This is a genomic window from Pararhodobacter sp. CCB-MM2, from assembly GCF_001691415.1.
Classification (GTDB): Bacteria; Pseudomonadota; Alphaproteobacteria; order Rhodobacterales; family Rhodobacteraceae; genus Pararhodobacter.
Genome location: NZ_LRRR01000040.1, coordinates 12,663 through 36,445, shown reverse-complemented (window position 1 = coordinate 36,445; position 23,783 = coordinate 12,663). Strand labels below are relative to the sequence as shown.

The 23,783-nt window shown below is 67.0% G+C and carries 23 protein-coding genes; 20 read left to right on the top strand and 3 right to left on the bottom strand.

Features of this window, described 5'->3' with window-relative positions:
- Window positions 1-65 precede the first annotated feature (65 nt).
- The 12 genes from cydX (at window position 66) to BCY78_RS22355 (ending at window position 12,454) form a co-directional block, all read left to right on the top strand.
- Window positions 66-200: a cytochrome bd-I oxidase subunit CydX gene (gene cydX / locus BCY78_RS22410; RefSeq protein ID WP_068306296.1), complete on the top strand. Its 135-nt coding sequence runs from the start codon at window positions 66-68 to the stop codon at window positions 198-200.
- A gap of 111 nt (window positions 201-311) precedes the next feature.
- Window positions 312-1,253 carry a sugar-binding transcriptional regulator gene (locus tag BCY78_RS22405; protein WP_068306294.1) on the top strand — a complete coding sequence of 314 codons (942 nt, stop codon included), beginning with the start codon at window positions 312-314 and terminating at the stop codon, window positions 1,251-1,253.
- 246 nt (window positions 1,254-1,499) lie between these two features.
- Entirely contained in the window at window positions 1,500-2,813 is a 1,314-nt protein-coding gene (locus BCY78_RS22400; protein WP_068306292.1) for a sugar ABC transporter substrate-binding protein, read from the top strand.
- A gap of 127 nt (window positions 2,814-2,940) precedes the next feature.
- Complete coding sequence (locus BCY78_RS22395; protein WP_068306291.1) at window positions 2,941-3,807, top strand: carbohydrate ABC transporter permease; 867 nt, start codon at window positions 2,941-2,943, stop codon at window positions 3,805-3,807.
- A 13-nt stretch (window positions 3,808-3,820) separates the two neighbouring features.
- Window positions 3,821-4,651: a carbohydrate ABC transporter permease gene (locus BCY78_RS22390; RefSeq protein WP_068306290.1), complete on the top strand. Its 831-nt coding sequence runs from the start codon at window positions 3,821-3,823 to the stop codon at window positions 4,649-4,651.
- A 12-nt stretch (window positions 4,652-4,663) separates the two neighbouring features.
- A complete protein-coding gene (locus tag BCY78_RS22385) occupies window positions 4,664-5,668 on the top strand; it encodes an ABC transporter ATP-binding protein (protein ID WP_068306287.1) in 1,005 nt (334 codons plus the stop codon).
- The gene (locus BCY78_RS22380) at window positions 5,665-6,432 is read left to right on the top strand and encodes an L-iditol 2-dehydrogenase (RefSeq protein WP_068306285.1); all 768 of its coding nucleotides are present in this window, start codon (window positions 5,665-5,667) and stop codon (window positions 6,430-6,432) included. Before BCY78_RS22385 ends, BCY78_RS22380 begins: the two co-directional genes overlap by 4 nt.
- Before the next feature lies 1 nt (window position 6,433).
- Window positions 6,434-7,903 carry a mannitol dehydrogenase family protein gene (locus BCY78_RS22375; RefSeq protein WP_068306283.1) on the top strand — a complete coding sequence of 490 codons (1,470 nt, stop codon included), beginning with the start codon at window positions 6,434-6,436 and terminating at the stop codon, window positions 7,901-7,903.
- Between the two features lie 4 nt (window positions 7,904-7,907).
- The gene (locus tag BCY78_RS22370; protein WP_068306281.1) at window positions 7,908-8,582 is read left to right on the top strand and encodes an HAD family phosphatase; all 675 of its coding nucleotides are present in this window, start codon (window positions 7,908-7,910) and stop codon (window positions 8,580-8,582) included.
- An 11-nt stretch (window positions 8,583-8,593) separates the two neighbouring features.
- Window positions 8,594-10,156, top strand: coding sequence for an FGGY family pentulose kinase (locus tag BCY78_RS22365; protein ID WP_068306279.1), 1,563 nt, complete (start codon window positions 8,594-8,596; stop codon window positions 10,154-10,156).
- A 66-nt stretch (window positions 10,157-10,222) separates the two neighbouring features.
- The gene (locus tag BCY78_RS22360; RefSeq protein ID WP_068306277.1) at window positions 10,223-10,900 is read left to right on the top strand and encodes a TetR/AcrR family transcriptional regulator; all 678 of its coding nucleotides are present in this window, start codon (window positions 10,223-10,225) and stop codon (window positions 10,898-10,900) included.
- Window positions 10,901-10,927: 27 nt separating this feature from the next.
- Window positions 10,928-12,454 carry a trimethylamine methyltransferase family protein gene (locus tag BCY78_RS22355; RefSeq protein WP_068306274.1) on the top strand — a complete coding sequence of 509 codons (1,527 nt, stop codon included), beginning with the start codon at window positions 10,928-10,930 and terminating at the stop codon, window positions 12,452-12,454.
- Here BCY78_RS22355 and BCY78_RS22350 read toward each other — a convergent pair whose 3' ends face one another.
- Complete coding sequence (locus BCY78_RS22350; RefSeq protein WP_068306272.1) at window positions 12,455-14,470, bottom strand: AsmA family protein; 2,016 nt, start codon at window positions 14,468-14,470, stop codon at window positions 12,455-12,457.
- 137 nt (window positions 14,471-14,607) lie between these two features.
- On the opposite strand from BCY78_RS22350, the gene BCY78_RS22345 reads away from it, so the two are divergent.
- The 5 genes from BCY78_RS22345 to rimO all read left to right on the top strand — a co-directional run bounded on the left by BCY78_RS22345 (window position 14,608) and on the right by rimO (window position 20,273).
- Window positions 14,608-15,288, top strand: coding sequence for a lysophospholipid acyltransferase family protein (locus BCY78_RS22345; RefSeq protein WP_068306271.1), 681 nt, complete (start codon window positions 14,608-14,610; stop codon window positions 15,286-15,288).
- Window positions 15,285-16,241 (top strand): phosphatidate cytidylyltransferase, encoded by a 957-nt coding sequence (locus tag BCY78_RS22340; RefSeq protein ID WP_068306269.1) that lies wholly within the window; start codon window positions 15,285-15,287, stop codon window positions 16,239-16,241. The genes BCY78_RS22345 and BCY78_RS22340 overlap by 4 nt, the downstream gene beginning before the upstream one ends.
- Before the next feature lie 73 nt (window positions 16,242-16,314).
- Window positions 16,315-17,112, top strand: coding sequence for a crotonase/enoyl-CoA hydratase family protein (locus BCY78_RS22335; protein WP_068306267.1), 798 nt, complete (start codon window positions 16,315-16,317; stop codon window positions 17,110-17,112).
- Window positions 17,113-17,188: 76 nt separating this feature from the next.
- On the top strand, window positions 17,189-18,802 hold the full coding sequence (locus tag BCY78_RS22330) for an FMN-binding glutamate synthase family protein (protein ID WP_068306265.1): 1,614 nt from the start codon (window positions 17,189-17,191) through the stop codon (window positions 18,800-18,802).
- A 97-nt stretch (window positions 18,803-18,899) separates the two neighbouring features.
- Entirely contained in the window at window positions 18,900-20,273 is a 1,374-nt protein-coding gene (gene rimO / locus BCY78_RS22325) for a 30S ribosomal protein S12 methylthiotransferase RimO (RefSeq protein WP_068306263.1), read from the top strand.
- 7 nt (window positions 20,274-20,280) lie between these two features.
- Here rimO and BCY78_RS22320 read toward each other — a convergent pair whose 3' ends face one another.
- A complete protein-coding gene (locus tag BCY78_RS22320) occupies window positions 20,281-21,078 on the bottom strand; it encodes an alpha/beta fold hydrolase (protein WP_233499473.1) in 798 nt (265 codons plus the stop codon).
- A gap of 65 nt (window positions 21,079-21,143) precedes the next feature.
- Window positions 21,144-22,154 carry a hypothetical protein gene (locus BCY78_RS22315; RefSeq protein ID WP_068306258.1) on the bottom strand — a complete coding sequence of 337 codons (1,011 nt, stop codon included), beginning with the start codon at window positions 22,152-22,154 and terminating at the stop codon, window positions 21,144-21,146.
- Window positions 22,155-22,331: 177 nt separating this feature from the next.
- On the opposite strand from BCY78_RS22315, the gene BCY78_RS22310 reads away from it, so the two are divergent.
- The 3 genes from BCY78_RS22310 to BCY78_RS22300 all read left to right on the top strand — a co-directional run bounded on the left by BCY78_RS22310 (window position 22,332) and on the right by BCY78_RS22300 (window position 23,775).
- Window positions 22,332-22,625 (top strand): DUF1330 domain-containing protein, encoded by a 294-nt coding sequence (locus BCY78_RS22310; RefSeq protein ID WP_068306297.1) that lies wholly within the window; start codon window positions 22,332-22,334, stop codon window positions 22,623-22,625.
- A gap of 80 nt (window positions 22,626-22,705) precedes the next feature.
- A complete protein-coding gene (gene hisB, locus BCY78_RS22305; protein WP_068306256.1) occupies window positions 22,706-23,293 on the top strand; it encodes an imidazoleglycerol-phosphate dehydratase HisB in 588 nt (195 codons plus the stop codon).
- Window positions 23,293-23,775, top strand: a complete 483-nt coding sequence (locus tag BCY78_RS22300; protein ID WP_068306254.1) for a GFA family protein — start codon at window positions 23,293-23,295, stop codon at window positions 23,773-23,775. Before hisB ends, BCY78_RS22300 begins: the two co-directional genes overlap by 1 nt.
- Window positions 23,776-23,783: the final 8 nt, after the last annotated feature.

Here is a 23,783-nt window from a genome sequence, read left to right as displayed (position 1 = left end):
TGTGGGGCAAGGTGACCGAGGATGACGTCACCGGCCCCGGCCATTCCTACTGAGGAGCTGACGCGATGTGGTATTTCGCCTGGATCCTGGGCCTTCCGCTGGCCGCGCTGTTCGCCGTCCTGAACGCCATGTGGCTGGAGTTGCGCGAGGATTCGCGCATCATGCGGGAAGCCGAGGACGCCGACCGCACCCGCCTGTGACCGGCGGACGACCCTGAGGCGCCGCGCCCCTTGCCGGATCTGGACAGGGGCGCGGCGTCTTGCCAAAACGCCCCCGGTTGCGCCACCATGGTGCAGGACCAAGGGGGCAGGATGAGCTCGGAAGAACGCAAGCTTGACGATGCAGCGCGGGCGGCCTGGCTGGCCTATACCGGCGGCTGCAAGCAGGACGAGATCGCGCAGATCATGGGCATCTCGCGGCAATCGGCGCAGCGACTGGTGTCGCAGGCGCTGGCGGCCGGTCTGGTCAAGGTGCGCATCGACCACCCCATCGCCCGATGCATGGACCTCGCCCGCCAATTGCGCGAACGCTATGGGCTGGCCCTGTGCGAGGTCGTGCCCTCGCTGGACAGTTTCGCCAGCTCGGGCCTCGCGGTGTCGCAAGCGACCGGTAACCTGCTGGAGCGCTACCTGACACAGCCCGAGCCGCTGGTCATCGGCCTCGGTACCGGGCGCGTATTGCGGGCGGCGGTCGAACACCTGCCGCATCTCGATTGCGCCCAACACAAGATTGTCTCGCTAACGGGCAACATCTCGCCCGATGGCTCGACGGCGTTCTACAACGTGCTGTTCACCATCGCCGACAAGATCACCGCCCAGACCTATCCCGTGCCACTGCCGGTCATCACTGCCTCGGCCGAGGAGCGCGCGGCGCTGTTGGGGCAAAAGACCCTCGACGTGACCCGCGCGCTGGCCGAACGGGCCGACATCCGCCTCGTTGGGGTCGGCACGATGATCGAGGCCGCACCGCTGGTCATCGACGGCTTCATCACCCAGGCCGATCAGCGCCGCCTGCGCGAAAAGGGCGCGGTCGGCGAGATCGTCGGCTTCGTCTTCGACGCCGAAGGGCGCCTGATCGAGGACGAGATCAATTCCCGCGTCAGCTCGGCCAGCCTGTCGCGCGACCATCCCGGCCCGACCATCGCCGCGGCCCATGGTCCCGACAAGGTGCCGGCGATTCGCGGGGCCCTGATCGGGCGGCTGGCCAATGGCCTCGTCACCGACGAGGACACCGCGGCGGCCCTGCTGGCCTGACCTGAATTTGCGTGATTGCTGCATTGCGGCAACCCGGTTCGCCGGGTTTCAGCCGTATATCCGGACGCTTTTCGACGACCCCTGCCCCGCGTGGTTTTCCCTGCCGTGGCAAGGTGTTGCCCCATAACCAAAGGGAAGGAGAACCGCAGATCCGTCCGGCGCTAACAAAAAAAGGTTGACGATTTTCATACCGCCGTGAGAAATTGCTCATGGGTTTAGCATTTGCTCAATCTGGGAGGATTACCAATGACCCGTTCGCTGCGCGCCCTGATGGGTGCGACGGCTCTGACCGCCGCCGGCTTCGCCGTCGCGGCTCAGGCCGAAACCATCACCATTGCCACCGTCAACAACGGCGACATGATCCGCATGCAGGGGCTGACCAGCCACTTCACGGACATGCACCCGGATATCGACGTCCAGTGGGTCACGCTGGAAGAAAACGTCCTGCGCCAGAACGTCACGACCGACATCGCCACCGGCGGTGGTCAGTATGACGTCATCACCATCGGCACCTACGAGGCACCGATCTGGGGCGCCAATGACTGGCTGGTGTCGCTCGACGATCTCGGCGACGACTACAACATCGACGACCTGCTGCCCGCCGTGCGCGGCGGCCTGACCGTCGACGGCCATCTCTATGCCTCGCCCTTCTATGGCGAGAGCTCGATGGTCATGTACCGCACGGACCTGATGGAAGCCGCCGGCCTCGAGATGCCGGAAGCCCCCACCTGGGACTTCATCCGTGAAGCCGCGGCCGCGATGACCGACCGCGACAACGAAATCTACGGCATCTGCCTGCGCGGCAAAGCCGGCTGGGGCGAGAACATGGCGTTCCTGACCGCCATGTCGAACTCGTTCGGCGCGCGCTGGTTCGACATGGACTGGACCCCGCAGTTCGATCAGGAAGCCTGGGCCAACACCCTCGACTTCTACCTCGACCTGATGACCAACTACGGTCCTCCGGGCGCCTCGAACAACGGCTTCAACGAGAACCTCGCGCTGTTCCAGACCGGCCATTGCGGCATGTGGATCGACGCGACCGTGGCCGCCTCGTTCGTGACCAACGCCAATGACAGCGAAGTGGCCGACCAAGTCGGCTTCGCGCTGGCCCCCGACAACGGCCTCGGCCGTCGCGGCAACTGGCTCTGGGCGTGGAACCTGGCGATCCCGGCCTCGTCGGACGCTCAGGAAGCGGCGAAGACCTTCATCGCTTGGGCCACCAGCGCCGCCTACACCGAACTGGTTGCCTCGGAAGAGGGCTGGGCCAACGTGCCCCCGGGCACCCGCACCTCACTCTATGAGAACCAGGAATACCTGGACGCGGCGCCCTTCGCTGAAATGACCCTGCGCTCGATGGAAGCCGCCGATCCGACCAACCCGTCGGTCGATCCGGTTCCCTATACCGGCGTGCAGTTCGTCGCGATCCCGGAATTCGCGGGCCTCGCCACCGAAGTCGGTCAGCTGTTCTCGGCAGCCCTCGCCGGTCAGATGAGCGCGGAAGACGCTCTGTCGCAAGCCCAAGAGCTGGCGACCGAAGAGATGGAGGCTGCCGGCTACTAAGCCGGGGTCTCTCCCCTAGGGCAGGCCCACCCTCCGGGCCTGCCCCTTTTTCTCTCTCTCTCCCATGAAATGGCGCCCAGCCCGCCGGGCTGGGCCCACCCCCCGCAACTTCGCCACGAGGGTTCCCATGGCTACCCAGCATTCCCGTTCGGCGGCTCGCCTCATGATGACCCCGGCGGTCTTCCTGCTCCTCGTGTGGATGCTGGTCCCGCTGATCATGACCCTGTGGTTCTCGACGCTGGACTACCGCCCGATGCGCGGCACGTTCGATTGCTGCGAGGGCCTGGCGAACTACACCCGTTTCATCACCTCTTCCGCCTTCCTCGACTCGGTCATCACGACCTTGCAGCTTCTGGGGGGCGTGCTTCTCATCACCATCGTCGGGGGCATCCTGCTGGCGATCCTGCTGGACCAGCCGATCTGGGGTCAGGGGATCGTGCGGATCCTCGTGATCGCGCCGTTCTTCGTCATGCCCACCGTCTCGGCGCTGGTGTGGAAGAACATGTTCATGAACCCCGTGAACGGCCTTTTCGCCCATCTTTTCAAAGGCCTCGGGCTTGAGCCCATCGACTGGCTCAGCCAAGCGCCGATGTTCTCGATCATCCTGATCGTGTCTTGGCAATGGCTGCCCTTCGCCACGCTGATCCTGCTGACCGCGATCCAATCCTTGGACAGCGAGCAGCTGGAAGCCGCCGAGATGGACGGCGCGGGCCCCCTGTCGCGCTTTGGCTACATCACCCTGCCGCACCTCGCCCGGTCGATCACCGTGGTGGTGCTGATCCAGACCATCTTCCTGTTGTCGATCTTCGCCGAGATCTACGTCACCACGGGCGGCGCCTTCGGCACCCGCACGCTGACCTACCTCGTCTACCAGCGCGTGATCGAAAGCCAGAACGTGGGCCTTGGCTCCGCCGGTGGCATCTATGCCGTCATCCTCGCCAACCTCGTTGCCCTCGTGCTGATGCGCGTCGTCGGCAAGAACCTCGACGCCTGAGGAGGAGACCAGCATGGCACGCGCCGTCACCACCCAACGCAAGATCGTCTTCACGGCCCTGGCCTGGATCATCGGCCTTGCGATCTTCTTCCCGATCCTCTGGACCATCCTCACCAGCTTCAAGACCGAGGCCACGGCCATCGCCGATCCGCCCGTGTTCTTCAACTTCGACTGGACGCTGGAGAACTACCGCGTCGTGCAGGAGCGCTCGGATTACATGCGCTATCTGTGGAACTCGGTGGCGCTGGCCGTGGGGTCGACGCTGCTGGGGATCATCATCGCGGTGCCCGCCGCCTGGTCGATGGCCTTCGTGCCGGCCAAGCGCACCAAGGACATCCTGATGTGGATGCTGTCGACGAAGATGCTGCCCGCCGTCGGCGTACTGTATCCGATCCGCCTGATCCTCATCAACATGGGGCTTCTGGACAGCAAGACGGCGCTGATCTTCATTCTGATGATGATCAACCTGCCGATCATCATCTGGATGCTCTACACCTATTTCCGCGAAATTCCGGGCGAGATCCTGGAAGCCGCGCGGATGGATGGCGCCACGCTGAAGGACGAGATCCTCTATGTCCTGACGCCGATGGCCATCCCCGGCATCGCCTCGACGGTGCTTCTGAACATCATCCTGGCCTGGAACGAAGCCTTCTGGACGCTCACGCTGACCACGGTCAACGCGGCCCCGCTGACGGCCTTCATCGCCAGCTATTCCAGCCCCGAGGGTCTGTTCTACGCCAAGCTTAGCGCGGCCTCGACCATGGCCATCGCGCCGATCCTCATCCTCGGCTGGTTCAGCCAGAAACAACTCGTGCGCGGCCTCACCTTCGGCGCCGTCAAGTAAGGAACTGAGAACATGGGACGCATCACGCTTGACAAGGTTCGCAAGGCTTTCGGCGATGTCGAGGTCATCCCGCCCCTGGACCTGACCATCAATGACGGCGAGTTCGTGGTCTTCGTCGGCCCCTCGGGCTGCGGCAAATCCACCCTCCTGCGCCTGATCGCCGGTCTGGAAGACGTCACCTCCGGCGAGATCCGCATCGACGGCACGGATGCCACGCATCTGTCGCCGGCGAAGCGCAGCCTCGCCATGGTGTTCCAGAGCTACGCGCTCTACCCCCACATGTCGGTCCGCAAGAACATCGCCTTCCCGCTGAAGATGGCGAAGCTCGATCAAGCCGAGATCGACCGTCGCGTCGAAGGTGCAGCGAAGGTTCTGAACCTCGACAGCTATCTCGACCGTCGGCCGGGCCAGCTGTCGGGCGGTCAGCGCCAGCGGGTCGCCATCGGCCGCGCCATCGTGCGCGAGCCCTCTGCCTTCCTGTTCGACGAGCCGCTCTCGAACCTCGATGCGGCGCTGCGCGTCGGCATGCGGCTCGAGATCAGCGAGCTGCACAAGCGGCTGGCGACGACGATGATCTATGTGACGCACGATCAGGTCGAAGCCATGACCATGGCCGACAAGATCGTCGTGCTGCAGGCCGGTCGGATCGAGCAGGTCGGCTCGCCCTTGGAGCTGTACCGCACCCCGCGCAACAAATTCGTCGCGGGCTTCATCGGCTCGCCCAAGATGAACTTCATCGACGGGGCCGAGGCCGCCAAGCACAGCGCCCACACCATCGGCATCCGTCCCGAGCATCTGATCGTCACCGATGAGGGCGGCACCTGGACGGGCAAGGTCGGCGTGTCGGAACACCTCGGCTCGGACACCTTCTTCCATGTCCATGTCGAGGGCTTCCCCGAGACCCTGACCGTCCGCGCGGGCGGCGAGGTGAACCTGCATTATGGCGACACGATCCACCTGACGCCGGATGCCGCGCAGATCCACCGCTTCGACGCAGAGGGGCTGCGACTGGCATGACCCGACTGGCTGGCAAGCGCGCTTTGATCACCGGGGCGGCCCGTGGCATCGGGCTTGCCTTCGCCACGGCCTATCGGGCCGAGGGCGCCGAGGTGGTGATCGCGGATATCGACCTCGACCGGGCGACAGCCTCGGCCGAGGCGATCGGCGCGCGCGCGGTGCGGATGGACGTGACGGACCCGGCTTCCATTGAAGCAGGCGTGGCCGAGGCCGTGGCGCTGATGGGGGGCCTCGACATCCTCATCAACAACGCCGCCCTCTTCACCGCCGCCCCCATCGTCGAGATCACGCGCGCCGATTACGACCGCGTCTTCTCGGTCAACGTGGCGGGCACCCTGTTCACGCTGCAGGCGGCGGCGAAGCAGATGATCGCCCAGGGCACGGGCGGCAAGATCATCAACATGGCCTCACAGGCCGGCCGTCGCGGCGAGGCTCTGGTGGCGGTCTACTGCGCCACCAAGGCCGCGGTCATCAGCCTCACGCAATCGGCGGGGCTCGATCTGATCAAGCACGGCATCAACGTCAATGCCATCGCGCCCGGCGTGGTCGATGGCGAGCATTGGGACGGCGTCGACGCCTTCTTCGCGAAATACGAGGGGAAAGCCCCCGGCCAGAAGAAGCGTGAAGTCGGCGAGGCCGTCCCCCATGGCCGCATGGGCAGGGCCGAGGACCTGACCGGCATGGCCGTTTTCCTGGCCTCCCCCGAGGCCGATTACATCGTCGCCCAGACCTACAATGTCGACGGCGGAAACTGGATGAGCTGATATGGCCACTCCCCTCTCCCTTACCACTCTCTCCTCCCTGCCCGAGGGCGTCGCGACGCCGGTCTATGCGCGCGAAAGCCTCTCGGCCGGGATCCTGCATTTCGGCGTCGGCAACTTTCACCGCGCGCATCAGGCGATGTATCTCGACCGGCTGTTCAATCAGGGCCAGAGCCTCGATTGGGCCCTGGTCGGCGCGGGCGTCTTCGAGGGCGAACGCCGGGGCCGCGAGGTTCTGGCGAAGCAGGACTGGCTGACCACGCTGGTCGAGCAGGAAGCCACCCATTCCGAGGCCCGCGTGCTGGGCTCGATGATCGACTATATCGAACCCGCCAATGCCGGGGCGATCATCGCGCGGATGAGCGAGGCCGATATCCGCATCGTCTCGCTGACGATCACCGAGGGCGGCTATTTCCTTGACTCCAAGGACAAGTTCGACCCGACCCACCCCGCTATCGCCGCCGACGCCGCCAATCCGGAGGCCCCCAAGACCGCCTTCGGCATGATGATCCAGGCCCTGAAGGCGCGCCGTGACGCTGGCCTTCAGCCCTTCACCGTCATGTGCTGCGACAACATCCCCCACAACGGCGTGGTGACGAAGAACGCGCTCTGCGGTCTCGCCCGCCTCTCGGACCCCGATTTTGCCGACTGGATCGCCGCGAACGTGGCCTTCCCCAACGCCATGGTCGACCGCATCACCCCGGCCACCACCGACCGCGAGCGCGCCATTGCCGCGGATGACTTCGGCATCGAGGACGGTTGGCCCGTCTTCTGCGAGGGCTTCGTGCAATGGGTGCTCGAGGACCATTTCCCCACCGGCCGCCCCGCTTTCGAGGCTGTCGGCGCGCAATTCGTCGCGGATGTAGCGCCCTTCGAGCTGATGAAGCTGCGCATCCTCAACGGTGGCCACGCGGTCATCGCCTATCCGGCCGGGCTGATGGATATCCATTTCGTCCATGAGGCGATGGAGCATCCCCTCGTGCGCGGCTTCCTTCGGAAGATCGAGGAGACCGAGATCATCCCGCAGGTGCCGCCCGTCCCGGATACCGAGCTGCCCGCTTATTTCGACCTGATCGAGCGGCGCTTCTCGAACCCCAAGATCGGCGACACGATCCGCAGGCTCTGCCTCGACGGCTCGAACCGGCAGCCAAAATTCATCATCCCGACCCTGCGCGACGCCATCGCCCATGGCGGCACTTATGACGGCCTCGCGCTGGAATGTGCGCTCTGGGCCCGGTATTGCGCCGGGACCACCGACAGCGGCGCGGTGATCGAAGCCAACGACCCCAATTGGGACAAGCTGGTGCCCGTCGCCCAACAGGCGCGGCGCCGTCCGCAGGCCTGGCTGGAGCAGGAGGCGATCTACGGCGATCTGGCCGCGCATGCCGGCTTCGCCCAGCGCTTCGCCCATTGGCTGCACAGCCTGTGGGAAAACGGCACCGCCGCCACCTTGCAACGCTATATCGCCGGCTGACGGGATGGAGACAGGCACGCCCTCTCTGGTGATCTTCGACTGCGACGGGGTCCTCGTGGACAGCGAGCCCCTGTCGTTGGAAGTCATGCTGGACGTGCTGGCCGAGGCTGGCTGCACGCTGGATACGGCGACGGGCTATCAGGAGTTTCTGGGCAAATCGCTGGGTTCGGTCGTGGACTGGCTGAAGCGCGAGCGCGGGGTCGAGATGACGCCCGAGATGCTGGCCCGGATGCGCCAACGCCTGCTGGCACGGTTCGAGACGGAATTGAAACCGACGCGAGGCGTGGCCGAGGCGATCGCGGCGCTGGATGTGCCGGTCTGTGTCGCCTCGTCCAGCCAGCCTGACCGCATTCGGCTGTCCTTGCGGGTGACGGGGCTGCTGCCCTTCTTCGACCCGTATATTTTCAGCGCGACGATGGTGAAGAACGGCAAACCGGCGCCGGACCTCTTCCTTCATGCCGCGCGCGAGATGGGTGTCGCGCCCGAGGAATGTCTGGTGATCGAGGACAGCCCGGCCGGGCTGCGGGCGGCCCGTGCGGCGGGCATGCGGGCGGTGGGTTACATCGGTGGCGCGCATGCCGGACCGGCTAATCTGCGACAAAGTGTTGAAAATCTTGCCCCGATGGCCATCATCAGCGCCATGGCGGATCTCCCTGCACTGGTACGGGGTGGCGCCTGAGGGTGGAGCGCATGCCGTCGTATTTGCTGGCCGTCGATGTGGGCACACGCAGTGCCCGGGCCGGGGTTTTTGACCCTGCCGGCGCGATGCTGGCGCGGGCGGTGGCGCCGCTCGATTTGCATGAAGGGCCGCAGCAAGGCGGGGAATACGCCGCCGATCAGATCTGGCAGGCGGTGTGCCGTGCCACCCGTGCCGCGCTGGCCGAGGCCCGGATCGACCCGGCCTCGGTCGCTGGGCTGGCCCTGGACGCAACCTGTTCGCTGGTGCTGCGCGACCGGGACGGCGCCCCCCTCCCCTTGGGCCCCGAGGGGCGCGATACGATCGCCTGGTTCGACCATCGCGCCGTGGCCGAGGCCGCGGACTGCACGGCGACCGGGCATCGGCTGATCGACCATCTGGGCGGCTCGATGTCGCCCGAGATGCAGACGCCGAAGCTGATGTGGCTGAAACGCCAGCGTCCCGACCTGTGGGCGCGCCTCGGCTCGGCCCGAGACCTCTGCGACCACCTGACCGAGTGCGCCACCGGGGCCGCCGCGGCCTCGGCCTGCGCGCTGGCGGCTAAATGGGCCTATCTGCCCGAGCATGGCGGCTGGCAGGACGATTTCCTCGCGCAGGTCGGGCTGGAGGACCTGCGCGCGCAGGCCGCCCTGCCGGACCGCGCCGCGCCCATGGGTCAGCCGGTCGGCACATTGACCACCGCGGCGGCCGAGGCCCTCGGCCTGCCCGCGGGCCTTCCCGTCGCTGCGGGGCTGATCGACGCCTATGCCGGTGCGCTCGGCACGGTCGGGTTGAACGCCGACGGGGCGCGCCGGGCCAGCCTGACGCTGATCGCCGGCACCTCGAACTGCATCATGGCCCTGACGCCCGAGCCGCTGTTCGCCCCCGGCATCTGGGGGCCATCGCGCGACACGGTGCTGCCGGGTTGGTGGACCTCGGAAGGGGGGCAGACCTCGGCCGGGGCCGCGCTGGAATGGGTGCTGGCGCGCTGGCCCTCCGACGGCGCCCCGCGCCCCGGCCATGCCGAGGTCCTCGCCCGGATCGCGGAGTTGTTGGCCGAACAGGGCCCGGCCTTCGGCGCGCATCTGGACGTGCTTCCGGATTTCAGTGGCAACCGCTCACCCCTGTCCGACCCCTCGGCCCGCGCGCTGGTCAGCGGGTTGTCGCTGGACCGCAGCTTCGACGCGCTCTGCGCGCTGTATTGGCGGACCGCGGTGGCCTTGGCCCTCGGGGTGCGCCAGATCGTGGCGCAGGTCACGCCCGAAGGCGGCGCCCCCGCCCTGACCATCGCCGGGGGGCTGGCGCGTACGACGCTGCTCAAGCAGCTGTTCGCCGATGTGACGGGCCTGCCGGTCATGCGCCCCGAGGCCGAGGACGTGGTGCTTCTGGGCACGGCCATTGCCGCCGCTTCGGCCGCCGGGCTGTACCCCGACCTGCCCGCCGCCGCCCGCGCCATGACGCGACTGGGCAAGGTTCTGACCCCTGATCCCCAGCGTCGCGCGGCCTATGAGCGCGACTACCAAGTGATGCAGCGCCTGCAGGCGATGCGCGCGGAACTGGCGGCGATGAAACGCTGAGGCCGGGTTGTGGCCGCGCCGCCCTGCCCCTAGTCTGGCGCGACATTGTCACCGCAAGGCCCTTCCATGTCCCCTTCCGATCCCGCCGCCGACGATACCGACGGCCGCAAGACGCGCGGCCCCGGCCGCACCACGCGCGAGGACTGGATGCAGGCCGCGCTGGCCCTGTTGATCGCCGAGGGGGTCGACAGCGTGAAGATCCTCGCGCTGGCGGAGCAGCTCGATTGCGCGCGCTCCAGCTTCTACTGGTTCTTCAAGAACCGGGCCGAGTTGCTGGATGCCCTGCTGGCCCATTGGCAGGCCACCAACACCGCCGCTTTGATCGAGGCGACGCGCCTCCCGTCCGGCACGATCACCGAGGCCCTCGCCCGGCTCTATGCCAGCTGGGAGGCCGAGGGCGGCTTCGATACCGCGCTGGATTTTGCCGTCCGGGGCTGGGCGCGCAAGGATGCCAAGGTCGCCACCCGGCTGCGCGCCTCGGATGACGCCCGGATCGAGGCGCTGGCCGAGATGTTCCTGCGCCATGGCTATGCCCAGTCCGAGGCCGATGTCCGCGCGCGGATCGTCTATTTCACCCAGATTGGCTACGCGATCCTAGATCAGGGGGAAAGCGAGGCCCTGCGCATGTCCCGCGGACGCGATTACCTGACCTGTCTGACCGGCAAATCCCCCTCGGATGCCGAGCTGGATCTGGCCAACGAGAGCCTGCGGAAACAAATGGACAGGTCTGTACGGAATCCGTAACCTCCCTGCTGACAGCAGGAGAGGCCTATGGACACGCAGACCCGTTCCCGCACGCGCCGTCGCGGTAATCAGACGGCGCCGGTGCGGCAGCCGAACTACCGCCAGCTTTCCCATCCCTTCACGCCGCAGCAGGTCTTCTCCGAGGACCGGGTGGCGGCGATGCACGACACCGCCCTGCGCGTCTTGGAAGAGCTGGGGATGAAGGTCCTGTTGCCCGAGGCCCGCGCGATCCTGCAGGCGGCGGGCGCACGGGTCGAGGGCGAGATGGTCTTCATCGGGCGCGACATGGTGACGGCGGCGCTGGCCTCGGCCCCGCGTGAGATCCGGCTGCGGGCGGCCAATCCCGCGCGAGAGCAACGCTACGCCGAGGGGACGCTGCTGTTCACGCCGGGCTCGGGCTGCCCGAATGTCACGGATCGGGTCCGCGGGCGCAGGCCCGGCTCGTTGGAGAGCTATGTCGAGACGCTGAAGCTGCATCAGAGTTTCGACGTCATTCACATCCTGGGCCCTTCGGCCGAGCCGCAGGATGTCCCGCCGGCCCTGCGCCATTATCCGACCATGCAGGCGCAGATGGCGTTCAGCGACAAGCCGATGTTCGTGCATGCCCGCGGCCGCGCGCAGATCGAGGAGAGCCTCGAGATGATCCGCCTCGGCCTCGACCTGTCCGAGGACGATTTCAGCGACGGCGTCTGGGCTTACACGGTGATCAACACCAACTCTCCGCGCGTGCTGGACAACCCGATGGCACAAGGGCTGATCGACTTCGCCCGGGCCGGCCAGATGTCGGTGGTGACGCCCTTCTGCCTGGCGGGCGCAATGGCGCCTGTCACCCCGGCGGGCGCGCTGGTCTTGCAGCATGCCGAGGCGCTGGCCGCGATCACGCTGGTGCAGATGACGCGGGCCGGGGCACCGGTCAGCTACGGCGGGTTCTCGTCGAATGTGGACATGAAATCCGGCGCGCCGGCCTTCGGCACGCCCTCGCATGTGACGATGCAGGTCGGCGCCGGGCAATTGGCGCGGTTCGTCGGGCTGCCGTGGCGCTCGGCGGCGGGGGCTGCGTCGAACACCGGCGACATGCAGGCCGCGCTGGAGAACACCATGGGGCTGTGGGGCGGAATGATGGCCAATGCGACGATGATGATCCATTCCGCCGGCTGGCTGGAGGGGGGTCTGGCCTTCGGCTATGAGAAATTCATCAACGATGTCGAAGCGTTGCAGATGCTGGCCGAGCTGTGCACGCGGTCCGAGGCCGATGACGACGCGCTGGGGTTCGACGCCTTGGCGGAGGTCGCGCCCGCCGGGCATTTCTTCGCCGCCCAGCACACGATGGCGCGCTATTCCACCGCCTTTTACCCGCCCCTTGTGGCCGATCTGCAGAACTTCGGCAATTGGACGGCGGCGGGTGAGAAGACCTCGACCGAACGGGCAACGGCGATCTGGCAGGATTGTCTCGCCGGCTTCACCCCGCCTGAGACCGGCGCGCCCGTCGAGGACCGGCTGGCGCGCTATATCGAGGCCGGCACGGCGCGCGGAGGCGCCGCACCGCTGGATTGATCATTCCGACGCTTGTTGCCGCCCGCCGCCCAGCAGCCGCATCAGGCCATCACGCGCCTGATCCTCAAGCGATTGCGGGGTGCCGTCGGCGTTGGTTCCGCTGCCGCCCAGCGCCCCCCCCAGCCGATCGGAGATCTCCTGTTCGGCGCGGGCGCGGGCCTGATCCTCGATCCGCTGGACCTCTTCGCGGGCGCGGGCTTCCAGACGCTCGCGCTCTTCCTGCAGGCGCTGTTCGGCCAGCCCTTCCAGATCCAGCCGGAAGCGCGGCTCGGACCACGGGCCGGTGATGATCAGCGGCACGCGCAGGGCCGAGCCGGTTTCGGCGTTGCGCATCGTCTCGGGCGTGACGCGGTAGTTCAGGGTCTGGCCGCCCAGATCCACCGTCCCCTGCCCGCGAACGCCGAACAGCGGCGCTTCCAGCGCGAGGTCGCTGTTCGACAGCACCCCGCCCGCCATGGTGAAGCTGGCACCGATCGAGCTGTAGATCGTCGAGCTGCCCTGCCCCAAGGCCGAGGCATCGAGGTTGCGCAGCATCGCCGCGAGGTCGATCCCGAGGATCTCGCCCTGACCGAATTGCAGCGTGCCCTGCCCTTCGAGCGACCGCATGATCGCATCGACCGAGGCGCCCGAGCCAAGGAAACGCAGATCGGCGGCGGCGGTGCCGGTCAGACGCTCGAAGCCGACGGTCTGGCGCAGGAGCGACAGCAGGGTCACGTCGCGCAGCGCCAAGGTGCCGCCGACCGAGAGGCCGTTGCGATTGTTGGCGACCAGCTCGCCGGACAAGGTGCCCTCGAAGGCGCGGACCTCGTTCAGGCCCAGCACCCCGCGGGAGCGGTCGATGGTGATCGAAGCGCGGGTGGCGTCGATCATGCCGTAGCCGGTGTTGACCGGGCCCAGCGTGAGGCCGATCTGCGCGTCGAACAGGCCCAGCGCCGAGGCGTCGATACGGCTGGTCGGCCAGCCCGAAGCACCGCCGGACGAGGCCGAGGCACCGTTGTCGCCGCCGGTAAAGCCCGTCAGATCCAGCGAGTTGGCGCTGATCTGGCCGGCGATATTCGGACGCTCGCCATCGAAGGTGGTGTCCAAGGCCAGCGTCAAGCGGTTCGAGCCGATGCCCACCGCGCCCTCGCGCAGATGCAGGCTGCCGGACGGCGCCAGCGTCAGCTGCCCGCCCAGCGACAGGGGCCGCGCGGCATCGGGCAAGAGTTCGCCGCCCTCGGCGCCGGCCAGTTGCAGCGCCGGGGCAAGGCGGTCGATCTGGATGTTGAGGCGGCCCTCGGCGGCGACGGGTTCCAGCCCCGCGCGGCCCTCGAAGCTGCCGGTCGCGCCGGCGGTGGTGATCGAGGCGTTGACGGCCACGACCTCACCGGCCAGCAGCTGCTCGACCGAGGCGAGGCGGGCGTTGACTTCGCCCTGCTGGCCATTGCGGTCAACGGCGATGCGCAGCTCGGCGGCGCCGCCGGCCTCGGGCATGGTCAGGTCGATGGTCACGCCTTGCACCGTCACATCCGTCCCCGCCGCGCGGTCGATATAGCGCAGGCTGGCGCCGATGATCTGCGCCCGATCGAGGATGATCGGCGGCAAGCCCGACTGTGTCCCGGCCTCGGCGGTGGTGGCGTTCTGATCGCCCACGCCGGCGAAATTCCAGTTGCCGACGCCCAGCGCGTCCCGTTCCAGCACGATCTGCGGCGAGCGGGCCTCGAACTGGCGCACCACGAGGTTGCCCTGAATGAGCTGCGCAAGATCCACGCCAAGATCGACGGATTCCGCCACCAGCATCGGCCCGGCGTCGGAGCCGGCAACGTTGGCCAGCGTCACGCCTTCGACCCGCGCGCCCAGCACCGGCCAGAAGGTCGGGGTGACATCGCCGTCGATGGTCAGCGCACGGCCTGTCGCGGCCTCGAACTGGCGGGCGGCAAGATTGGCAATGCGGTCGGCGGGAAGCAGGAACAGCGCCCCCACCAGCACGATGACAAGGACGAGCACCACGCCCAGAAGTCTGAGGATCCAGCGCATGTTACAACCTCCGGCACGCCAATTCACCATGATGATACCACCGGCCCGTCGCGGCACAAGCGCGCGTGCCCTCACGCCTGCGGGAACCCGCCATTTGCCTGCTTCCCCTGCGCGCCGCCCCGTCGCATGATGCCGCCATGACCGACGCCCCGCTTCTCAAGGCGCCTGCCCGTCCCCCCGCCTGGCGCCGCTTTGCCGCCCGGGTCGTGGGCCATGGCATCGTCTTCCTGTGCCGCGCGATCACGGCGGTGCATGCCGATTGGCGCGGGATCGAGCCCTCAGCCCGCCAGCGGGTCTATTTCGCCAATCATGTGTCGAATGCCGATATGCCGATGATCTGGTCGGTCCTGCCGCAGCATCTGCGGATGAAGACCCGGCCCGTTGCAGCGGCCGATTACTGGCTGAGGAACAAGATCCGCGCCTTTGCCGGTGGCGAGGTGTTCCGCGCCGTGCTGATCGACCGCCGCGCCGATCAGTGGGTGGACGACCCGATGGCCGCGATCCTGCAGGCGCTGGACGAGGGCGCCTCGCTCATCATCTTCCCGGAAGGGCTGCGCAATCAGGGGCCTGAGCCCTTGCAGCCGTTCAAGTCCGGCCTATTCAACATCGCCGAGGCCCGCCCGGATGTGGAGCTGGTGCCGACCTGGATCGCCAACCTCAATTCCGTCATGCCCAAGGGCGAAATCATCCCGCTGCCGCTGATGTGCTCGGTCACCTTCGGCACGCCCCTCCGGCGCGAGGACGGCGAGGAGCGGCGCGACTTCCTGACCCGGGCGGCCGCGGCCCTTCTGGCCCTCAAGCCCGAGGAGCGCGCATGAGCCCCTTCCTGCGCGATGTCACCCTTCTGGCGCTGGGTGTGGCGGCGATCCTGACGCTGCTGACCGTGCTGGGCGAGCGCGCCCGCCACAAGCGACCGGGCGATGCCGGCGTCGGCCTGTTCATCGCCCGCGTCGACAGCTGGTGGGCCATGGCGATCCTGTTCACGCTGGCGATGCTGGCGGGGGAATGGGCGATGATCCTGCTGTTCGCAATCGCCTCCTTCGCCGCGCTGCGCGAATTCTACACCTATGCCGCGCGGATGAAGGCCGACCACCTGTCGCTGGCCTTGGCCTTCTACATCCTGCTGCCGGCGCAGTTCCTCTTTGTCTATTTCGACCTGCCGCGTCTCTTCACGGTGTTCATCCCGGTCTATGCCTTCCTGCTACTTCCCTTCGTGTCGATGCTGCGGGGCTCGACCGAGCGGTTCCTGTCGCGCGTGGCCGAGATGCAATGGGGCCTGATGATTGCCGTCTTCTGCCTCAGCCATATCCCGGCGCTGATGTTGCTCGACCTGCCGGGCCACGAAGGCGACGGCCGCGGGATGCTGCTGATCGCCTTCCTCGTGCTGGCTGTGCAGCTGGGGGATCTGGCGGAATTCTACCTCGGTCGCCGGGCGCTGGGGCCGCTGGGGCGCAAGCGCGTGGTGCCGGGCCTCTCGGCGAAGACCTGGGAGGGCGCGTTCTGGGGGTTGGCGGCGGCCGGGCTGACGGGGCTCGCGCTGTTCTGGATCACGCCCTTCGGGCCGCTGTCGGCAGCGGCGATGGGGGTGGTGGCCTCGGCCTCGGGTCAGGCGGGGGCGCTGGTGCTCCGGGCGATCAAGCGCAGCCGGGGCCTGCGGGACTGGTCGCATCTGATCCCCGGTCAGGGCGGCTTCCTCGACCAGCTGGACAGCGTGATCTTCGCCGCGCCCGCCTTCTTCCATCTGACGCGGCTGTGGTGGATGACCGGCTGAGCCTGCCGCCACGTTTCCCTTGCCCGCGCCGCCCGGCTGGGCCAGCCTGAACCCCTGCCAGCAGGAGGGGACCATGGCCGAGGATCGCGTCACCATCAGCATCGAGGACGGCGTGGCCGAGGTCACGCTGAACCGGCCAGAGAAACTCAATGCCTTCGACGCCAAGATGTTCGCGGCCGTGGGCGAGGCGGGCGACCGGCTGATGGACGAGAAAGGCCTGCGCGCCGTGGTGCTGACGGGGGCCGGTCGCGGCTTCTGCGCGGGCATCGATACCGCCATGCTGATGGAATTCGCCAAGGACCTCGACGCCCTGAAGCGCGAGATCGTCACCCCGCCCCCCGGCCGCGCCGCCAACCGTTTCCAGCATCCTTGCACCGTCTGGGCCGACCTCCCCGTGCCAGTCATCGCCGCGCTGCAAGGCGTGACCTATGGCGCTGGGATGCAGCTGGCCTTGGGGGCGGATCTGCGCATCGCGGGCCCCGACACGCAACTGTCGATCATGGAGATGAAATGGGGCCTCATCCCCGACATGGGCCTGACGAAACTGCTGCCGGGCCTCATGCGCGCCGATCAGGCGCTGGAGCTGATCCTCTCGGCCCGCGTCCTGCAGGCGCCCGAGGCACAAGCCCTCGGCCTTGTCACCCGCGTGACCGAACACCCGCTGCAAGCCGCCCGCGAGGCCGCCCGCGCCATCGCGGCGCGCAGCCCCGAGGCCGCGCGCGGCGCGAAGGCGCTGGTCCGAGCCGCCTGGCCCGGTGGCGATGACCAACTGGCACTGGAGGCACGTCTGCAGGCCGCGATCATCGGCTCGCCCAACCAGATGGAAGCGGTGATGGCCGGGATGCAGAAGCGCGCGCCACGCTTCACCTGAGCGTCATCAAACCGGGGGTTTTCCGTTAAGGTCAATCTGATAGGCTGCCGCTACCTGCCCGCTACGGAGGAACGGCATGTTCTCGCGCCTATTGCGCTATTCGACCTTCGCGCTCTGCATCATCCTGACCATCGTCTCGGCCTGCCTCGTGCCGTGGTCCGCGTGGTTCCTGCTGCCCTTGGCGATCTTCGCCGCGCTGACCGCGATGGGCGTGCATGACATGATGCAGATACACCATGCGATTCTGCGCAACTACCCCGTGCTGGGGCATATGCGCTACCTGTTCGAGATGATCCGCCCCGAGATCCGCCAGTATCTGCTGGAGGATGACGAGGCCGAGGTCCCCTTCTCGCGCGAGGATCGCAACATCGTCTACCAGCGCGCCAAGAACGTCGAGGACAAGCGCCCCTTCGGCACCAAGGAGCAGGTCTACGGCGGCGGCTACATGTGGCTGACCCACTCGATCCGCCCGAAGAAGATCGCCAACCACGATTTCCGTGTGACGGTCGGCGGCCCGGATTGCAAGCAGCCCTATGACCTGTCACTCTACAACATCTCGGCCATGTCTTTCGGCGCGCTGTCCGCCAATGCCATCCTCGCGCTGAACAAGGGCGCGAAGATGCAGGGCTTCGCGCATGACACCGGCGAAGGTGGGATCTCGCGCTATCACCGCGAGGGCGGCGGCGATTTGATCTACGAGATCGGCACAGGCTATTTCGGCTGCCGCACGCCCGAAGGCACCTTCGACCCCGAGAAATTCCGCGAGGTCGCCGCCGACCCGCAGGTCAAGATGATCGAGATCAAGATGAGCCAGGGCGCCAAGCCCGGCCAAGGCGGCATCCTGCCCGCCGCCAAGATCACGCCCGAGATCGCCGAGGCGCGCGGCGTGCCGATGGGTGTCGATTGCCACTCGCCCGACGCGCATTCCGCCTTCTCGACGCCCATCGAGATGATGGAATTCATCGGCAAGCTGCGGGACCTGTCGGGCGGCAAGCCCGTGGGCTTCAAGCTCTGCCTCGGCCACCGGCGCGAATTCATGTGCATCGTCAAGGCGATGCTGAAGACCGGCATCACGCCCGATTTCATCGTTGTCGACGGCAAAGAGGGCGGCACCGGCGCCGCCCCTCTGGAATTCGCCAACCACATGGGCATGCCGCTGGTCGAAGGGCTGACCTTCGTCCACAACGCGCTCCGTGGCGCCGGTGTGCGCGACCGCATCAAGATCGGTGCCTCGGCCAAGCTGATCCATGCCTTCGACATCGCCCGCGCGCTGGCGATGGGCGCAGATTGGGCGAATTCGGCGCGCGGCTTCATGTTCTCGATCGGCTGCATTCAGGCGCAGGCCTGCCACACCAACCATTGCCCGACCGGCGTCGCCACCCAGGACCCGCAGCGCCAACGCGCGCTGGTGGTGACGGACAAGGCGCAGCGCGTGGCGAACTTCCACCGCAACACGATGAAGGCTCTGGGCGACATGGCCGGGGCGGCGGGCCTCTCGCATCCCTCGGACTTCCTGCCCTGGCACCTGATGATGCGCGAGAATGACCGCGACATGGTCACCGGCGAGGATGTCTTCCCCTATATGCCCGAGGGCTTCCTGCTGCGCGAGGATGACGAGCGCTTCGGCTACATGAAACGCTGGCGCCGCGCCTCGGCCGAGAGCTTCGAGCCGTTCGACGAAGGGGTGTGACAGCGGGGGGGCGCCGCCCCCTCGCGCCCCCCCCGAGTATTTGAGACAAGGTGATGGGGGCTTTGCGCAGCGCCGCTTGAGGCGTATATGCGCCCCCATGAGCCAGAACCCGCCAAACCTCCGCCCCGACCTCGCGCCCCGCGCGCTGATCCAGGACGCCCCCCGCGAGGGCCAGCCCACCATCGGCATGGTCAGCCTCGGCTGTCCGAAGGCGCTGGTGGACAGCGAGCGCATCCTCACGCGTCTGCGGGCCGAGGGCTATGCGATCAGCCCGGATTACAAAGGCGCGGATGCGGTGATCGTCAACACCTGCGGGTTCCTCGACAGCGCCAAGGCCGAGAGCCTCGACGCCATCGGCGAGGCCCTGCGCGAGAATGGCAAGGTGATCGTCACCGGCTGTCTCGGCGCCGAGCCCGACTATATCACCGGCGCGCATCCCAAGGTCATGGCGGTGACCGGCCCGCATCAGTACGAGCAGGTGCTCGACGCCGTCCACGGCGCCGTCCCGCCCGCGCCCGATCCCTTCATCGACCTCATGCCAGCCTCGGGGATCAAGCTGACCCCCCGGCATTTCAGCTATCTGAAGATCTCGGAAGGCTGCAATCACCATTGCAAGTTCTGCATCATCCCCGACATGCGCGGCCGTCTGGTCAGCCGTCCGGCCCATGCGGTGATCCGCGAGGCCGAGAAGCTGGTCGAAGCCGAGGTGAAAGAACTGTTGGTCATCTCGCAGGATACCTCGGCTTACGGCGTCGACATCAAGCATGCCGAGGCGCGCGGCCACCGGGCCCATATCACCGATCTGGCGCGGGATCTGGGCTCTCTCGGCGCCTGGGTCCGGCTGCACTATGTCTACCCCTATCCGCATGTGCGCGACCTGATCCCGCTGATGGCGGACGGGTTGATCCTGCCGTACCTGGATATCCCCTTCCAACACGCCCATCCCGAGACGCTGAAGCGCATGGCCCGTCCGGCCGCTGCGGCGAAGACGCTGGACGAAATCGCCCGCTGGCGCGCGGATTGCCCCGAGATCGTGCTGCGCTCGACCTTCATCGTCGGCTATCCCGGCGAAACCGAGGAAGAGTTCCAGACGCTGCTCGATTGGCTGGATGAGGCGCAATTGGACCGCGTGGGCTGCTTCCAATACGAGGACGTGAAGGGCGCGCGCTCGAACGCCCTGCCCGATCATGTTCCGGCCGAGCTGAAGCAGGAACGCTGGGAGCGTTTCATGGAGAAGGCGCAGGCGATCTCGGAGGCGAAGCTCGCGGCCAAGGTCGGCACGATCCAGGAGATCATCGTCGACGAGGTGGACGAAGAGGGTGCGACCTGCCGCACCAAAGCCGACGCGCCCGAGATCGACGGCAACCTGTTCATCGACGAAGGCTTTGAAGACCTGCAACCCGGCGATATCGTAAAAGTGGAAGTCGACGAGGCGTCCGACTACGATCTCTGGGGTTCGATTGTCGAATAAGTGACAATCAGGCCGCGCGGGCTGCGAGGAATTCGCGGATCAGCGCGGCTACTTCCGCAGGCTTCTGGTGGCAGATCCAATGGTCTGCCCCCGGCACCCGGCGGATCGTCAGGTCGGGACAATAGACCTCCAGCCCCTCCAGACATTCGGGCAGCAGTGCCCTGTCGTCCTCGCCCCAGATCACCAGATGCGGCACGCGGATCATCGCGGCCTCGGGCGAGATCGGCGGGATGTCCAACGGCTGCCCCGGCTTCGCCACCTGCAATGGCGACGCGCGGTACCAGTTCAGCATCCCCGTCAGGCGGCCCTCTCGCCCCCATTCGCGCAGGTAATCCTGCAGGACGGGCCCGTCGAGCCACGCCATATCCATCTTCGCCGCGAAGAGACGCCGCAGGCCGGCGAAGTCATCGGGGGCCAACCGCTCTTCGGCCCGAGGGTCGCGCAGGTAGTCGATATAGGCCGACGCCTCGGATTGCGAGCCGCCTTTCGCCAATTCGCGCTGGAACGGGCCGGGATGCACACCATTGACAACCACCAGCGCTGAAACAAGCTCTGGATGGCGGATCGTCAGGGCATAGGCAATCGCCGCGCCCCAGTCATGCGCGACCACCGGCACCGGCGCGCCTATCTGTTCGATCAGCGCCGCCAGATCGCCAACCAAATGTCTGGCTTTATAATGACTGACATCTGAAGGCGCCCAGCTTTGCCCGTAGCCCCGCTGATCTGGTGCGATGCAGTGATAGTCTGGCAGGTGCTCGGCAACCTCCCGCCAAGCGCCGCCGTATTCCGGGAATCCGTGCAACATCAGCAAAGGCGTTGATTTTACGTCACCCCAGCGATGCAGATGAAATGTCTGACCATCAAGATCTGTCATTCGGAGGTCCTGTTCTTCACAAACCACTCGGCGCGTTGCCGAACGCCGGGATGCCGGTCCCATGTCATCTGTAAGGCCAATCTGCGCGCGGCCTCTGGCGCGTGATCCGCCAGACGGGGGAGCATATCGGCGGCCGTCTTGCGCACGTGAACGGACCTATCCCGCATGGCGTCCTGCATCAACGCCTCGCGATCGGGATCGATGGAGAACGGACGACCCAAGGGCCCGAACGTCCGGAACGACACCCCAAACCGTTGCGGTGTCACCCCTTCATAGGCCACCACCCCTTCCATTTGCCACGCCAGCGCCGCCTTGCGCAGCGAGGGATGCGCCGCGCGCCGGGCGATCATCGGCAACGCCTCGTCCAGCATCGGATCGCGCATCAGGCGCAGGAAGACGCCCCGCACGCCCCCGCCTTTCGCCGCCATCAGGCGGCCGATCAGCATCCCCCGAACCTCGTCATCGCGGGCGAGCAGCGCGTGCCAGAGCTGCAAGCCCCGGTCACTGAGACGCCACATCGCCTCGATCCGCGGAAGAAGGGCGAGGGCCAGATCGGCAACGGCCTCGGGCGGGATCCGGGCCATGAGGGTCAGCAAACGCTCCTCGGCCTCCAGCCGCACGGGCGCCACCCATTCGTCCAGCCGCCAGATCAGACAGCCCAGCTGAAAGGCATCCTCCGGCACCGGCAGGACCTGAAGGGCCTTCTGCCGATAGAACCCGTTGCGGCAATTGATGAGGACGCGCGCCAGCTCAGGATGTTTCGGCAGCATCAGCGGGATCGGCTCGGCCGGCGGACGGAGGCGTAGCAGGGTGCCTTTGGGATGCTTCCAGTCCTTCCTGTCGCGCGAGGGGTCGCGGCCCATGGCATCGCGGGTGCGGGGCAGTTGCGACAAGGGTTCGGCCGCGGCCAGCGTCAGCACCTCGGCGAGCGCAGCCCGGTCGAGCTCCTGCCCGCCCGCAGCGCGATAAAGCCGGTTCACCGCCTCGGAAATGGCCTTGGTGCTCATCATCCTCTCCTTGGGCGCATCTGACAGGGGCGAGGGGCCGCTTGGCAACCCGAACGCCACGTCCGGCTACCCATAGGCGAGACAGCTTTCGGAACCCTTGCCGCCCGCATGGGAAAGACGGTGCCCCTTGCGCGCCCCGCCCTGCCCGGCCAAGGTGCCGAAAAATGGAGGATGATCATGCCCAAGGCCTATTGGGTCGCCCATGTCGATGTCGACGACCCCGAGATCTATGCGAAATACCGTGAGGCCAATGCCGTGGCCTTCGCCAAATACGGCGCGAAATTCATCGTCCGGGGCGGCAACCAGATCCAGCGCGAGGGCCTCAGCCGGGCGCGCACCGTGGTCATCGAGTTCGCCGACATGGACACGGCCGTCGCCTGCTTCGACAGCCCCGAGTACCAAGCGGCCAAGGATATCCGCGACCCGATCTCGACCGCCGATCTGGTGATCGTCGAGGGCTACGACGCCTGACACGCGACCCCGCGCGAAGGGCTGGCTTTCGGTCCATCGCCCCCCTATACCGAGGCCGTTCCAGCGACGGATGAGAGCCCATGCGCAGCGCCACGATCACCCGCAAGACCGCCGAGACGGATATCACCGTGACCATCGACCTCGATGGCACCGGGATCTACGACAACCAGACCGGCGTCGGCTTTTTCGACCACATGCTGGACCAACTGTCCCGCCATGCCCTGATCGACATGACGATCAGCGCCGATGGCGACCTGCATATCGACGACCACCACACGGTCGAGGATGTGGGCATCGCGCTGGGTCAGGCGCTGACCAAGGCCATGGGCGACAAGAAGGGCATCCGCCGCTATGGCGAATGCACCCTGCCGATGGACGACGCGCAGGTGAAATGCGCGCTGGACCTGTCCGGCCGGCCCTTCCTCATTTGGAACTGCGATCTGCCCACGCAGAAGATCGGCACCTTCGACACCGAATTGGTGCGCGAGTTCTTCCAGGCGCTCAGCACCCATGGCGGCATCACGCTGCATATCGACAAGGTGCATGGCTTCAACAGCCACCACATCGCCGAAGCCGCGTTTAAGGCCGTCGCCCGCGCCCTGCGCTCGGCGCTGGAGATTGACCCGCGCAAGGCCGATGCCGTGCCGTCGACCAAGGGCATGCTCTGATGAGCAGCCATGAGGGCGGGTGCCTCTGTGGTCGGCTGCGCTTTCGGACCACGGTCGATCCGCTCTGGGTGACGGTCTGCCTGTGCCATTATTGCCAGCGCGCGACCGGCGCGCAGGGGATGGTGCAGCCGGTCTTCAACCTCGCGGATTTCGAGATCACCAAGGGCACGCCCAAGGTCTACTCGCAAGTCTCCGAAGGCAGCGGGCATGAGGTGCATGCGCATTTCTGCGAGCATTGCGGAACCAAGACCCATCTGACCTTCGCCCGCTGGCCCGACAAGATGGGCGTCTATGCGGGCACCTATGACGACCCGAGCTGGTTCGACCTCTCGCCCGCCAATGGCAAATACATCTTCGCCGACAGCGCGGCGCGGGGCACGCTGGTGCCGGCGGGCTTTCGGGTCTTCGCGCAGGCGGCAGCGACGAATGAGGGCGTCGCGCTGGAGCCCAGAGTGCTGGACGAGGTCCTGCACCTGCGCTAGGGAAACCC

What these genes read in the sequence shown, in the direction of transcription:
- cydX (WP_068306296.1), top strand. Translation starts at nt 66, where the DNA reads ATGTGGTATTTCGCCTGGATCCTGGGCCTTCCGCTGGCCGCGCTGTTC.
- BCY78_RS22405 (WP_068306294.1), top strand. Translation starts at nt 312, where the DNA reads ATGAGCTCGGAAGAACGCAAGCTTGACGATGCAGCGCGGGCGGCCTGG.
- BCY78_RS22400 (WP_068306292.1), top strand. Translation starts at nt 1,500, where the DNA reads ATGACCCGTTCGCTGCGCGCCCTGATGGGTGCGACGGCTCTGACCGCC.
- BCY78_RS22395 (WP_068306291.1), top strand. Translation starts at nt 2,941, where the DNA reads ATGGCTACCCAGCATTCCCGTTCGGCGGCTCGCCTCATGATGACCCCG.
- BCY78_RS22390 (WP_068306290.1), top strand. Translation starts at nt 3,821, where the DNA reads ATGGCACGCGCCGTCACCACCCAACGCAAGATCGTCTTCACGGCCCTG.
- BCY78_RS22385 (WP_068306287.1), top strand. Translation starts at nt 4,664, where the DNA reads ATGGGACGCATCACGCTTGACAAGGTTCGCAAGGCTTTCGGCGATGTC.
- BCY78_RS22380 (WP_068306285.1), top strand. Translation starts at nt 5,665, where the DNA reads ATGACCCGACTGGCTGGCAAGCGCGCTTTGATCACCGGGGCGGCCCGT.
- BCY78_RS22375 (WP_068306283.1), top strand. Translation starts at nt 6,434, where the DNA reads ATGGCCACTCCCCTCTCCCTTACCACTCTCTCCTCCCTGCCCGAGGGC.
- BCY78_RS22370 (WP_068306281.1), top strand. Translation starts at nt 7,908, where the DNA reads ATGGAGACAGGCACGCCCTCTCTGGTGATCTTCGACTGCGACGGGGTC.
- BCY78_RS22365 (WP_068306279.1), top strand. Translation starts at nt 8,594, where the DNA reads ATGCCGTCGTATTTGCTGGCCGTCGATGTGGGCACACGCAGTGCCCGG.
- BCY78_RS22360 (WP_068306277.1), top strand. Translation starts at nt 10,223, where the DNA reads ATGTCCCCTTCCGATCCCGCCGCCGACGATACCGACGGCCGCAAGACG.
- BCY78_RS22355 (WP_068306274.1), top strand. Translation starts at nt 10,928, where the DNA reads ATGGACACGCAGACCCGTTCCCGCACGCGCCGTCGCGGTAATCAGACG.
- BCY78_RS22350 (WP_068306272.1), bottom strand. Translation starts at nt 14,470, where the DNA reads ATGCGCTGGATCCTCAGACTTCTGGGCGTGGTGCTCGTCCTTGTCATC.
- BCY78_RS22345 (WP_068306271.1), top strand. Translation starts at nt 14,608, where the DNA reads ATGACCGACGCCCCGCTTCTCAAGGCGCCTGCCCGTCCCCCCGCCTGG.
- BCY78_RS22340 (WP_068306269.1), top strand. Translation starts at nt 15,285, where the DNA reads ATGAGCCCCTTCCTGCGCGATGTCACCCTTCTGGCGCTGGGTGTGGCG.
- BCY78_RS22335 (WP_068306267.1), top strand. Translation starts at nt 16,315, where the DNA reads ATGGCCGAGGATCGCGTCACCATCAGCATCGAGGACGGCGTGGCCGAG.
- BCY78_RS22330 (WP_068306265.1), top strand. Translation starts at nt 17,189, where the DNA reads ATGTTCTCGCGCCTATTGCGCTATTCGACCTTCGCGCTCTGCATCATC.
- rimO (WP_068306263.1), top strand. Translation starts at nt 18,900, where the DNA reads ATGAGCCAGAACCCGCCAAACCTCCGCCCCGACCTCGCGCCCCGCGCG.
- BCY78_RS22320 (WP_233499473.1), bottom strand. Translation starts at nt 21,078, where the DNA reads ATGTTGCACGGATTCCCGGAATACGGCGGCGCTTGGCGGGAGGTTGCC.
- BCY78_RS22315 (WP_068306258.1), bottom strand. Translation starts at nt 22,154, where the DNA reads ATGAGCACCAAGGCCATTTCCGAGGCGGTGAACCGGCTTTATCGCGCT.
- BCY78_RS22310 (WP_068306297.1), top strand. Translation starts at nt 22,332, where the DNA reads ATGCCCAAGGCCTATTGGGTCGCCCATGTCGATGTCGACGACCCCGAG.
- hisB (WP_068306256.1), top strand. Translation starts at nt 22,706, where the DNA reads ATGCGCAGCGCCACGATCACCCGCAAGACCGCCGAGACGGATATCACC.
- BCY78_RS22300 (WP_068306254.1), top strand. Translation starts at nt 23,293, where the DNA reads ATGAGCAGCCATGAGGGCGGGTGCCTCTGTGGTCGGCTGCGCTTTCGG.